Genomic DNA, 12,008 nt, shown 5'->3' on the forward strand with positions numbered 1-12,008 from the left:
CTCAGGCGTCGCCGGGTGCCGGATCGAGGGCGACGAACTCGTAACCCTGCTGGGCGAGCAATTGGTGGGCGCGATCGGTCGCCGACGGCGCGACGAGGATGCCGCGCAACTCCCGGTCTGCGTGCAGCTCACGGGCGAGAGCCTGGACGTACCGGTCGAGTTGTCCAACGGCGTCCGGGCCGACCCGGCGGCGTTTGAGTTCGACGACGACGGCCCGGCCCGCCTCGTCTTCACCGTAGATGTCGACCGCGCCGGCGGGCGTCGATCGCTCGGTCGAGCGCGGTTCGAAGCCCTGCTCGATCAGGGCCGAGTTCGCGAGGACTCGCTCACGGAGGTCTTGCTCGGTACCCGAAAGCGAGAGGTCCTCGGGATCGGTCACGTCGACGCGTGCGACGTGTTCGATAGCCCCGAAAGTGACGCGAAGCTCCTCGTCGGGGCCGGTGCGGTGGCTCTCGATGCGGACCTCGCCGTCGATCGTGGCGACCTCGTGGGTCGAGCCTGGCGGTTGCCAGTTGACTGGCTGGTGGCCCTCGTCGGTGTGGACCAGCGCCGTGCCATCGGGTTTGAGGACGACCAACCGGTCGCCTGGCCCCAGTGTACTACTCGCCCGGCCGTCGTATTCGACGCGACAGCGGCCGACGACCGTCACGAGGGCACCACGATCGATCCCGCGCTCGACGCACTCGCGAGCCTGCTCGGGCGATGGATCGACGAGAGGGCCATTCCGGGCCGTCACGGGGCGCGTCTGGTCACCGTCACCTGTGTCGGACACGCGACGCAGTTACCGGCCACCGCACAAAAGCGACGCGAGTTCACCGTCTTGAGCGCTGGACGCCTGCCGGGGCGGCGACGATCACCCGCCGATCCCCGGCACGTCGGCGAAGTGCCCCGAGCAGTCGTGATCGGGCCTCGCCCGGCGGCAGTGTTCCGGTGGCAATCTCATCCACGAGAGAGCCCTTCGCAGCCCGAACCCAGGATCGCAGTGCCTGAGCGTCCCGCGCGGTTCGGCGTTCGACGACGGCCCCGTCGCCACGCGGCTCGGGCGTCGGATCCCCCGTCCACGGTTCGACCGCGAGCCAGCAGGCGAGAAAAGCGGTCCAGTCGCCGTCTGGCCCCTGATAGTACAGGCCGTCGTACCGGGCGAAGTCCAGCCGTTCGACTGCTGCGGACAGCGACGGAGCACGGTCGTCACCGTCGAAAGCGCGCAGTCGGCCATCGGGACACACGCGGTCGTCGTGCCAGACAGTCGCTTCGAGTCGAACGCCAGCAGTCACCGTTCGCACGACCAGGGCGCGATCAGTCACTGCTGGTCCCTCCGGGCAGGGCCGTCCAAGCCTGGGTGTCGCGAGATCATAGCCACGCTGGCCGCGGTCGAACACTTCAACCGTCGGCCCCAGCGTCGAATCAATCCCTTGAAGTCAGTGGCAAGCCTCGACAGACCCGTATGAGTGACTGCCCGGAGTGTGGGGCGGAAGTATCCCTACACGACAACGTCGAAGTCGGAGAGATCGTCGACTGTGCAACCTGTGGCGCGGAACTGGAAGTCGTCGCCGTCGACCCGGCGACGCTCGAACCTGCCCCGGAACTGGAAGAAGACTGGGGCGAGTAACGCCGCTGATTTTCCGGCCAACGGCGATTAGTCGTCGCCGTTCCAGACGAGCGTGACGGTCACGTCCTCACTTTCGACGGTCTCGTAGGTCAGGCCACGATCGTCGAGTTTCGGGTAGAGGTGTTGGGGCGTGCGGTCGTTGTACTGAACCAGAACCTCCTCGTCGGCCAGGTCGGCACTGGCCTCCAGGGTTTTCCGGAGTGGCTTTGGCGGCCCGAGCGTCCGAACGTCGAGTTCGACCACCGCATGTGTCTCCGGCGCGTCACTCGCTTCGAGGAGGGCGTCCAGATCGATGTCGGCGGGAGCGTCGCTCATGCTGACCCCTCCTGCAGTGCGTCAGGACCAGGCACCTCGCCGGTCGCTTCGAGCTGGTCTTCGAGGCGCTGTAAGTCGGCGTTCAGCGACTCGCTCTCGTTGTGCATCTGGGCGACGCGGACGCGAACGAGGTCGTAGTCGTGTCGGTCGGTGAGGCCGTTCCAGGCCCGGAAGGCCCCGATCGCCAGGGAGTTGCCGGCCGGACAAAACTCCGTGGTGGGGGTAAACTCCGCCAACAGTACGCCCGACTCGTCGGTCGATTCGGCGTAGCGAAACCCGGCCTCGGGATGGCGCGTATCCAGGTTCAACTTCGCCAGGTTGTAGCCGAAGGTCACATCGTAGACGCCACGCTCCTCGAAGACCTCCCAGGTTTCCTCGTGGAAGGCAACGTGCTCCTCGTCCGTGAGAACGTCGTGCCCGTCCAGGAACGAGCCTGGCGCGGGCAGGTGGTCCGGAACGAACGCATCCTCGTCGTCGAACGTGTCGCCGGTAGAGCCGAGTCGCTTCATACCCAGTTATCGTAGGCTGGGTCCCCCGACCCTTGTGCCGAACATATTCGAAACAGTCGTGTGGGCCGGGAGATAGATCCGTCACTCGGCGACGTCAGCGTCCGAGCCAAGCGACAACGAGGGCCACAAGAGACTCACGAGCGAGTGCGTGCTGTGACGGTGGACCGTCAGCGTCAGATTCACCGCGAGGACAGCCACGCCGGCCCCAAACAGGAGCGTCGCCGCCTGCAGGGCGATCGTCGGCGCGTCGACGGCGGCCACAGCCACCTGGCCGATAGTCCCGGCGAGCAAGAGAACGAAGTCCGCCCGGGCGAGGCGCGGGTCGTACATCTCCTCGACCATCGGGACCGGTTCGTAGCCGATCTTGTCGCTGTAGGTCCGCACCCAGATCAGAAACGGGACGATGTGATACAGCGTGCCGAAGACGACGAACCCGAGGACGCCGAGCAACAGGAGTGGCTCACTGGCAGCCGAACCCAATACCGTTAGTCGGTCGGTCGGATCGGCCAACCAGGTCGGCAATGTCAGGGCCGCCCAGCCGAGCAACGCAACGGCGACGACGGCGTATCGCAGGAGGACCGGCGAGAGTTCCGTCTGTGCCCGGAGGAGTTTCCGGGCGAGGAACACGCCGACGAGGGCGAGCGACCCCACGACGAGGACGACACCCACCTGAGCGAGCACTGTCTCGCCCAGCAGACGACCCACCGACAGCAGCCCCACGCCGACCGGGTAGGCCAGGAGTTCGACCCGCTTGATCGCGCGATCAACCCTGTCGTCGTCGGCCTGGGTAAACATTTCAGCCAGTTGGTAGAGCGCCCCGACCACCGTCAGCAATACCGCTCCGAAGACGGCGATGGTCGCGTGCGCACTGGCGACGCCCACCCGAGTGATCGCGAGATCGCCGAACAACACCATCGTGTAATCGAGCGAGAGCAGGTACCCCAACAGCGTCAACACGAGGAAAGCGCCCAGCGCGATCACGAAGTGAATCTCGGTCACGTCGAAGGGGCGCGCTCGGGCGAGTGTCCGGGCGACGTTGTAGACGAACACCCAGAAGCCGGCCACCAGCAGCGTCCCGGCGACGTGCAACATCGCCAGTTCGACCGTCAGGAAGGCAGCGACGAACCCGAGCAGGCCGGCGACGACCAGCCAGACCTGGAGGACGCTCAATCGCCGGGAGTAAAGCGAGACGCCAGACCAGACGGGGACGAACTGGGTCATCGCCCCCATGATCGTCACGCCGACGAACCCGGCCAGAAACAGGTGGCGCAACGCCAACTCGGAGAGTCCAACCGGCTCGGTGACGGTCGCACTCGCCAGCAACTGCCCGACCAGCAACAGGGCAACGGCAAGGAGCACGTGTTGCAACGGTACTGCTACCGGTGGGCCTCGATCTGTGTCGACGTCGTCCGTGATCGCTCGCATACCCGTCGTTCGCTCTCCCGCTCCCTGCCACCGTTGCCGAATATGTTCGGTTTAGTTCCCGTCCGACGAGTGGACAGAGGGGGCGCCACCACCGCGATCGAGTCAGTTATGCGGCGTCCGATTCGGCCGGCGCGTCGATCTCGACACTGGGTTCGTCGGGCGCGGACTCGGCATCGCGCTCCAAGACGATCCCGGTCAGACCGGCGGCGATCATGCCGACGCCGGCGGCCCGGACGGCCCGAAGGTACCAGTCCCGGGGTTCGAGATCGCCGGGGTTTTCGAACCCACTCAGCCACGTTCGAATCGAGAGGTTCAGCAACTGTTTCGGTAGCAAGGCGCTGAGCAACCCGTGCAGTGCGATCCAGGCGTATCCAAGGCGGCGTAGTTTGGGGCGCATCACAACCATGTTCGATCCGGACAAACCTGAATCTATGGGTCAGGCGAGCGCGGATCAGCGATGGGAACGGTCCAGACCGGCAGCGACCGATCTAGCCACCCCGATCGTCACATCGAATCCAGCAAGTCGAGGACGGGGGGGCGGCCCCGACTGCCAGGTACCGATGTGGCACTGCTCGCCAGGCCAGGCGATGATCGATCGGTGACGAGGCACGACCCCCGAGAGAGCTTGAGTGGGCGACGCACGGCTGCTGAACGCTGTCAAAATGGTATGCAAGTAGCGTCCAGAAAAGCGGCAACATTTGTAACCTCCTTCGACGCGTCTGTGAGTTCGGCCCCGTAATCTTCGAAACCATCACGATCGATAGGCCTAATTTGGCAGGTCGAGTCCTGGCTGCAAGTCTATGTAATGGCCCCAAGCATCGGGGGTTGTTGTCTTAGGTACACTCCCGTCCATCGCAGGACAAACCTGGACGCCCGCTGCCACCCCCGATTCGTAAATATCCTATACGTATCTAATAGACCCATATTCCCCATCATACAACCATTTTATCATGTATTTTGTAAAAATTCGTGGTGTCAGAGAGGGCGGCAACACATGGACGTGCGGTGGAAGTTATGAGTGGCGTAGTGCAAGAAGAGGATATCCATGGGGACGATCGAATTTCGCTCGCCGGATCGGCTCGACGCCGACGCGGCCGTCGTCGACGTTCGCGAGGCGTCAGCCTACGAAACACTCGGGCACATTCCGGGTGCGGTCAACATCCCGACCGACCGCTTCCGGGATCCGACCGGTCTCGCGACGGGGATGTTACCCGAAGCCGACGCCCTGGCCGAGTGGCTCGGCGAGGCTGGCATCGCACCCGACGACGACGTGATCGCCTACGACGACGACCGCGGCGTCTACGCCGCGCGATTCCTGATCACACTTGCTGCCTACGGCCACGACGGCGATCTCTCCCTGCTTGACGGCGACTACAGCACCTGGGAACGCGATCGCCAGGTCACGACCGACGAACCGAATGTCGATTCGGTCACCTACGAGATCGACGCCCTGGGAGATGTCGTCGCCGAGCGGGCGGCCGTCGAAGCCGCCGTCGAGAGCGAGGCGGCCGTCGTCGACACCCGCACCGAACCGGAGTACGAACAGGCCCACGTTCCCGGCGCGATCCAACTCGACTGGGAACGGTTCGTCGACAGCGAGACTGGCCGGCGCCGATCCGACGCGGAGATCAACGCCATCCTCGAAGAACAGGATCTGACGCCCGATCGTTCGATCGTCCTCTACTGTAACACCGCCCGGCGCCTCAGCTACGTCTACGCCGTGCTGAGTGATCTGGGCTACGAGGACGTCCGCTTCTACGAGGGGAGCTTAGAAGACTGGCTCCGCACACGAACCGACGACTGGGATCCCGCCACAATCAAGCGCCGCGTCCGCGAACACGCCAGTGAGGGACCGGCTGCGGTCAAAGCCGCTCTGGGCGAAGACGCCGCGGCGAAGCTCAAACTCGTCGGCCTCTACGAGCAAAAGCAGGGCGGGTACTTCATGTTCCGGACGAAGATCCCAGGCGGGGCCCTCGACAGCGAGGCCGCACGCGCACTGGGGACCGTCGCCGAAGAGTACGCGACACTGCCCGCTGACCGTGACCCGGAGCGGTCGCCATTTGGCGATAGCTACCTCGACGTGACGACCCGCCAGGACATCCAGTTCCACTGGATTCGGATGGAAGACGTCCCCGAGATCTGGGATCTGCTGGACCCGGCCGGCGTCTCGACGTTCCAGACCGGGGGCAACTCCGTCCGGAACGTCGTCTCCTGTCCGGCCGCCGGGGTCGCCGCCGACGAAGTACTCGACACCCGGCCGGTCGCCGAGGCGATCACCGAGGCGTTCCTGGCCGATCACCGCTATGCGAACCTGCCCCGCAAGCTGAAGGTCAGCGTCAACGGCTGTCGCGGGGCCTGTGCCCAACCGGAGATCAACGATCTGGGTTTCACGCCAGCCCGGAAAGGCGATCGCCTGGGGTTCAACGTCGCGGCCGGCGGCGGCCTCTCGGACAGTCCACGGATCGGAAGTGACCTCGACGTCTTCGTCGAACCAGATCAGGTCGTCGAGGTGGTCCGGGCGACGGCAGACCTCTTTGTCGAACACGGCAGCTACCTCGATACGGCCGTCAACCGCCTGCGCTTTCTGGTCGAGGAGTGGGGGGCCGAGCAGTTCCGAGCCGAGCTCCAGCGCTTTGCCCCCGTCGAGTTCGAGTCAGCGGGTGAGAATCTGGTCGAGCACCACCACCCGGACCACGTTGGGGTGCACGACCAGGCCGACGGGGCCAACTACGTCGGCCTCTCGATCCCGGTCGGCCGGATCGACGGTGAAGACTTCCAGGCGATCGCGGACCTGACCGAAACCTACGGGAGCGGCGAAGTCCGGCTGACGACCCAGCAGAACCTGCTGGTCCCGGACGTGGCTGATGAGGAGTTGGCCGACCTGCACGCGGAGCCACTCCTTGCGGAATACTCGCCCGACCCCGGACCGTTCACGCGCGGTGTCGTCACCTGCACGGGCCGGGAGTTTTGCAATTACGCCCTCGTCGAGACGAAAGCGCGGGCAAAGCGCTGGGCCGCCGAACTCGACGAGCGCGTCGACACCGACCAAGATCGGATCGGGTTGCGCTTCAGTGGGTGTACGGCCTCGTGTGCCCAACCTCAGATCGACGACATCGGCCTGCGAGGGGACACCCGCCAGACCGAACAGGGCGTCCAGAGCGCGGCCGACGTCGCGCTGGGCGGGAAGCTCGATGTCGAGCCCGAATTCGCCACCTGGATCGCACCCCGAGTCCCGATCGAGGAGATCCCCGGCGCGATCGAGCGCATCGTCGAGACGTTCGAGCGCGAAGGGGCCGACGACGAGCGCTTTCAGGAGTTCTGCCGGCGCGTCCCCGACGAGAGACTCGCGGAGGTGCTGCGACCGGCCGAGATCGATCCAGCTCCGGCGGTCCAATCAGGAGGGTCAGACTGATGGCTAATCGACACCCCCACACGCCCGCGGTCGGCGACGATCCGCGGGAACCGACGACCGACGTACAGCCCCCCGGCAACAAAGTGCGGTTTCGCCACCTCGACGAGAGCGTCATCGAGGCCGACCGCTGTGTCCAGTGTGGCGCTTGTGTCGCCGCCTGTCCCTCGAACTCCATCGGGATCGCCGACTCGGATCGGCGGCCGACGCTGGTGAAAATGTGTACCGGCTGTTCGCGCTGCTGGGACACCTGTCCCCGAGCCGGGCTACGCTACGAACGCCTGCCAGTGCTGGATGGGGCTGCTCCTGAAGATGTCGCCGACGGACTCGGCACGGTCGCGTCAGCCTACGCCGCCAGCGCAGCCGAGGGGGTCGACGGTGCCCAGCACGGCGGCGCAGTAACGGCGCTGCTCGCGGCCCTACTCGATGGGCCCGACGGGATCGACGGTGCCGTAGTGGCGACGGAATCCGATGGCGATGGGCTGGCAAAGCCGGTGCTGGCGACCAGCCCGGCCGAAGTCCGAGAATACGCCGGGACGCTGTTCACCCAGCCGCTCCAACTCGATGGCCTGGCGGACTTGCTCGATGAGGCAGAACTGCCGGCCGACCCCGATCTGGCGCTGGTCGGGACGCCCTGCGTGATCGAAGGCGTCAGTGCCCTCGAACGGAGCCCGTACCGCGAGGCACGCTTCGACGAGGCCCGCCCACTCGAGGCGATCGATCTGACGATCGCCCTGACCTGTACGCAAGCGTTCGACGACGAGGGCCTCGAACACGTCCTGGCCACCGAGTACGACCTCGCTGTCGATGACGTGGCCCGGTTCGATCTCGTCGGCCAGGGCATCCACATCGAAACGACCGACGGAGGCCACGAACGCGCCTCGCTCGCTGACTTCGCCGGCGCAGTGCTGGAGGGCTGTCTAGAGTGTGCCGACGCCACGGGCCAGACGGCCGATCTCACGGTCGGCACCGTCGGCAGCCCACAGGGTGAGTCGACACTGCTGGTCCGGACGGAACGCGGAACGGACGCCTTCGAGCGCGCGAGAGACGCACTTGAGGCCCGAGCGCTCGACGATCGCGGCCCGATCGAACAGCTCGCCGACTGGAACGCCGGACGCGCTCGCGAAGCGATGGCCCGCTCGTTCGATCCGGAAGGCGACGTCTGGATTAGCCACGCAACCCACCGTGACGCTTACGACGAGACAGACCGGGCACCGGTCGCGTTCAATCCCGCCCGCGTCCACCAGTACGAGGAGTGGTGCTGAATGACCGACTCACAGATGGACACGACAACCGACGACGAGACAGAGGACGCCACACAGCCCGACGACCACCTCGACGACGTCGAGGACGGATGTGGCTGTGCCGAAGTGTGGGAACACCTCTCCGAACAGCGAGAAGACGATTGAATTTCGCCGATCGGTCACACTTCGGGTCAGTCTAACTCGTCTTCGATAACCGACCGCAGGTCCGCGATGGTATCGGCGTCGAAACGCAGTTTCTCGTCACCGACAGACACCGAAAGCGTCCCGGAAGAATCTGCCTCGCCGAGTGCGACGACCGGCGCGATACCCTCGAAGGCAGCACGAACCACGTCTGGGGCCGTCGTCTCGATCACGGCACGACCGGCCTGTTCGTAGAAGAGTGCGCCCACGGGATCGGCCGTCTCGATGGTGACGTCCGCGCCAGCGTCCGTCTGAACCATCTCCGCGAGTGTGACTGCCAGGCCACCGTGACTTACGTCGTGGACGGCGAGCGTCCCGTCGGCGTCGGCCACCTCGGCGAGGGCCTGGACGAACGCAGCGGGATCGTCGGGCAAGGCGGGGAACCGGTCCGTCCCGCCTTCGCTCGCGAGTAGTTGTGAGCCGCCGAGTCGCGGCTCGTCCTCACCGGCAAGCGCCAGATCACCGACCAGAAGGAGCTGTCCCTCGCCGGACAGGGCGAGTGGCGGCGCGTCGTAGCTATCTTTGGTCCCGACCATCGCCAGCGTCGGCGTCGGCGGAATCGGCCCCGTCGCCGAATCGTTGTACAGCGAGACGTTGCCCCCGATCACCGGGACCGACAGGTCGGCACAGACGTCCGCGAGGCCGTCGACGATGCCTGCAAACTCGCCGTAGACCTCGGGCTTCTCGGGGTTGCCGGCGTTGAGACAGTCGACCGCCGCCAGCGGGGTCGCCCCCTTCGCGGCGATGTTGGTCGCGTTCTCCAGGCCGGCGGCCCGCGCTCCCTCGTAGGGGGCCACTTCGGTCCAGTTCGGGTCGGCCCCGGCCGAGATCGCCAAGCCGACACCCGTCTCGTGGCGCTCACCGCTCGACCGTTCGGCGGCCCCCTGGTCGGCGCGCGCCTCGCGAATCGAGAGCAAGGCGGCGTCGTCGCCCGGCCGCATCGCGGTCCGGACCTGGACCTCGTGGTCGTACTGGCGGTAGATCCAGCGCTTGCTGGCAGTGTTGGGATGACCGACGACGGTCTCGAACGCCGAGTCGAGATCGACGGCGGGTCGATCCGTCTCGGGGTGGGTCGGCTCCGTGCGTTCGAGGTCAGCCAGCGGGGCCCCCTCGCCGACGAACTCGGCGGGGACGTCGACGACGACCTCGCCGTCCTTCAGACAGACGTACTGCCCATCGTCGGTCACGTCACCGATGACCGCCGACCCCAGATCGTAGCGGTCGGCGATCGCCTGGACGCGATCGACGTTCTCGGGACGGACCTCGTAGACGATGCGCTCCTGGGACTCAGAGAGGAGCAGTTCCATCGCGGTGAGGCCGGGTTCGCGCTGGTGGATGGCATCGAGGTCGATCTCGGCCCCGTAGCCACCTTTGGCGACGAGTTCGCTAGAGGCCCCACCCAGCCCGGCGGCCCCCAGATCTCGGGCGGACTCGACGAGATCTGCTTCGATCAACTGCTCGTTGGCCTCGATGAGCAACTTTTCGCGATACGGATTGCCGACCTGGACGGCCCCGCGGTCCTCGGTTTCGGCGTCCTCGGCGATGTCCTCGCTGGCGAAGGAGGCCCCGCCGAGGCCGTCCCGGCCGGTCGAGGACCCGACCAAGACGAGCTTGTTGCCCGCCGTTTGGGCCTTGGCAGTGGTGAGTCGATCGGCTTCCAGCAGCCCGATACAGGCGACGTTGACCAGCGGGTTCTCCTCGTAATCCTCGTGGAAGGTGGTCGACCCGGCGACCGTCGGCACGCCGATGGAGTTGCCGTAGTCCGAAATGCCCTCGACGACGCCCTCCAGGAGATAGCGCGGGTACTCCCGATCGAAGTCACCGAAGTACAGCGAGTCGGTCAGCGCGATCGGGTAAGCCCCCATCGAGAGGATGTCCCGAACGATCCCGCCGACGCCGGTCGCCGCCCCGTCGTAGGGATCGACGTAGGAGGGGTGGTTGTGGCTCTCGATCCCCATCGCCAGATACGTGTCTTGGGCCTCGGGCAGAGCAACGACGCCGGCATCGTCACCTGGGGGCACGACGACGTGGTCGCCATCGCTCTGGAAGGCCGAGAGGAGTGGACGCGAGGAGCGATACGAGCAGTGTTCACTCCAGAGGTTCTCGAACAGTGCGGCCTCCGGGTGGGTCGGCTCGCGTCCGAGTTCCTCGACGACGACTTCGCGGTCTGGATCCGATAGGGCCATTGGCGGTCTCTCGCCCCGCAGCCCGTTTATCGCTTACTATGCGTCTGCGTGCCGAGCACTGTCGGTCGAATCACTGTGGCACTCACCGAGAGCGAGGACAGACTACCCGACGGTCCGTCGCCGGAATACGGCGGGCTACTCGACGACGATGGCACCCTTCATCCCCTGGACCCGGTGTGGGATGCAGACGTAGAGATAGGTGCCGGGCTCCTCGAAGGTATACTCGTAGGTCTTGTCGCTGCTCGTGACAGCTGTCCCACTGTCCAGCGGTTCGCGGTCGTCCTTCGAGACCACGTTGTGAGAGCCACCCTTGCCGTTCCACTCCCAGACGACCGTCGTGCCCTGGCTGATCGCGACGACTGGCGGCCCGAACGCCCAGAAGCTGCCGTTGCCCTGTGCGCCGACGGTCACGGACACCTCGTCGGCGTCTCTCGCGTCGATGCCGGTCCCGTCGTAGTTGCTCGTATCCGAGAGATACTCCTCGGCCGCGTCGGGGACGTCGGTATAGTCGGGATACTGGGTCGAGGAATCGTCGCTGGACTCGTCACTCGAACAGCCGGCCAGTGATCCGATCGCGAGTCCGGTCGCCACCGTGCTCATGAACTGCCGTCTACGTGCCATACGTACGCTTGGGGACTACACCCCTAAAACGACAGCGAGATACGCGCCCGCTGACAACGGGGCCGATCATATTCGTGTCGCAACGAATGGGGGTAGCCCGTGTACGCCAAACGGAGAGTCGGCAACCGGGCCGGTCAAGGCGTGAACCCGTCGCGGGCGTTGCCGACGTACAGCGAGTAGATGACGACGACAAATCCGAAGGCGGTAAAGGCACTCTCGACACCGATACTGACGTCAAAGCCAAGCGACCCGAACTGATAGAGCACCCCGCCCAGGAGAGAGCCACACGCGACGAAGGTGAGTCCGACGACGAGCGTGCACAACGCGGAGGATCCGGTTCGACGGTACGCCCGGTAGGCGAGAGACGCGAGGATGCCCGTACATCCCAGCACGATCATTTTGGCGGCGGTGACGACGACGACGCTTCCTTGCATTTTCGTCCCGTATCACGAACATGTGACCGCACGGGAGATATAAGCCGTAGGGCGT

General features: G+C 65.7%; 13 protein-coding genes. 4 read left to right on the forward strand and 9 right to left on the reverse strand.

The window, feature by feature from the left end:
- Nucleotide 1: 1 nt before the first annotated feature.
- Both nucS and Hrd1104_RS09130 read right to left on the reverse strand, forming a co-directional pair.
- Nucleotides 2–772, reverse strand: a complete 771-nt coding sequence (nucS, locus tag Hrd1104_RS09125; RefSeq protein WP_370454780.1) for an endonuclease NucS — start codon at nucleotides 770–772, stop codon at nucleotides 2–4.
- A gap of 40 nt (nucleotides 773–812) precedes the next feature.
- The gene (locus tag Hrd1104_RS09130; protein ID WP_154552472.1) at nucleotides 813–1,304 is read right to left on the reverse strand and encodes a DUF6735 family protein; all 492 of its coding nucleotides are present in this window, start codon (nucleotides 1,302–1,304) and stop codon (nucleotides 813–815) included.
- A gap of 140 nt (nucleotides 1,305–1,444) precedes the next feature.
- Here Hrd1104_RS09130 and lysW point away from each other — a divergent pair, with 140 nt between their 5' ends.
- Complete coding sequence (lysW, locus tag Hrd1104_RS09135) at nucleotides 1,445–1,609, forward strand: lysine biosynthesis protein LysW (RefSeq protein ID WP_135663665.1); 165 nt, start codon at nucleotides 1,445–1,447, stop codon at nucleotides 1,607–1,609.
- Nucleotides 1,610–1,636: 27 nt separating this feature from the next.
- Here the strand turns inward: lysW and Hrd1104_RS09140 are convergent, their stop codons facing one another.
- From Hrd1104_RS09140 to Hrd1104_RS09155, 4 genes are all read right to left on the reverse strand, one after another.
- Nucleotides 1,637–1,924 (reverse strand): DUF2249 domain-containing protein, encoded by a 288-nt coding sequence (locus Hrd1104_RS09140; protein ID WP_154552473.1) that lies wholly within the window; start codon nucleotides 1,922–1,924, stop codon nucleotides 1,637–1,639.
- Nucleotides 1,921–2,433 carry a hypothetical protein gene (locus tag Hrd1104_RS09145; RefSeq protein ID WP_154552474.1) on the reverse strand — a complete coding sequence of 171 codons (513 nt, stop codon included), beginning with the start codon at nucleotides 2,431–2,433 and terminating at the stop codon, nucleotides 1,921–1,923. Before Hrd1104_RS09145 ends, Hrd1104_RS09140 begins: the two co-directional genes overlap by 4 nt.
- An 81-nt stretch (nucleotides 2,434–2,514) precedes the next feature.
- The gene (locus tag Hrd1104_RS09150) at nucleotides 2,515–3,858 is read right to left on the reverse strand and encodes a hypothetical protein (RefSeq protein ID WP_154552475.1); all 1,344 of its coding nucleotides are present in this window, start codon (nucleotides 3,856–3,858) and stop codon (nucleotides 2,515–2,517) included.
- 106 nt (nucleotides 3,859–3,964) lie between these two features.
- A complete protein-coding gene (locus tag Hrd1104_RS09155) occupies nucleotides 3,965–4,255 on the reverse strand; it encodes a hypothetical protein (protein ID WP_195837569.1) in 291 nt (96 codons plus the stop codon).
- Between the two features lie 648 nt (nucleotides 4,256–4,903).
- Here Hrd1104_RS09155 and Hrd1104_RS09160 point away from each other — a divergent pair.
- Genes Hrd1104_RS09160 through Hrd1104_RS13115 form a run of 3 tightly spaced genes read left to right on the forward strand, consistent with a single transcriptional unit; the run spans nucleotide 4,904 to nucleotide 8,676 of the window.
- Entirely contained in the window at nucleotides 4,904–7,270 is a 2,367-nt protein-coding gene (locus tag Hrd1104_RS09160) for a rhodanese-like domain-containing protein (RefSeq protein WP_154552476.1), read from the forward strand.
- A complete protein-coding gene (locus Hrd1104_RS09165; protein ID WP_154552477.1) occupies nucleotides 7,270–8,532 on the forward strand; it encodes a Coenzyme F420 hydrogenase/dehydrogenase, beta subunit C-terminal domain in 1,263 nt (420 codons plus the stop codon). The genes Hrd1104_RS09160 and Hrd1104_RS09165 overlap by 1 nt, the downstream gene beginning before the upstream one ends.
- Nucleotides 8,533–8,676, forward strand: coding sequence for a hypothetical protein (locus tag Hrd1104_RS13115; RefSeq protein ID WP_195837570.1), 144 nt, complete (start codon nucleotides 8,533–8,535; stop codon nucleotides 8,674–8,676).
- A gap of 26 nt (nucleotides 8,677–8,702) precedes the next feature.
- On the opposite strand, the gene purL is transcribed toward Hrd1104_RS13115, so the two are convergent.
- From purL to Hrd1104_RS09180, 3 genes are all read right to left on the reverse strand, one after another.
- Complete coding sequence (purL, locus tag Hrd1104_RS09170) at nucleotides 8,703–10,898, reverse strand: phosphoribosylformylglycinamidine synthase subunit PurL (protein WP_154552478.1); 2,196 nt, start codon at nucleotides 10,896–10,898, stop codon at nucleotides 8,703–8,705.
- A 135-nt stretch (nucleotides 10,899–11,033) separates the two neighbouring features.
- Entirely contained in the window at nucleotides 11,034–11,519 is a 486-nt protein-coding gene (locus Hrd1104_RS09175) for a halocyanin domain-containing protein (RefSeq protein ID WP_154552479.1), read from the reverse strand.
- A gap of 134 nt (nucleotides 11,520–11,653) precedes the next feature.
- Nucleotides 11,654–11,953: a hypothetical protein gene (locus tag Hrd1104_RS09180; protein WP_154552480.1), complete on the reverse strand. Its 300-nt coding sequence runs from the start codon at nucleotides 11,951–11,953 to the stop codon at nucleotides 11,654–11,656.
- Nucleotides 11,954–12,008: the final 55 nt, after the last annotated feature.

It is taken from the genome of Halorhabdus sp. CBA1104 (assembly GCF_009690625.1).
Classification (GTDB): domain Archaea; phylum Halobacteriota; class Halobacteria; order Halobacteriales; family Haloarculaceae; genus Halorhabdus.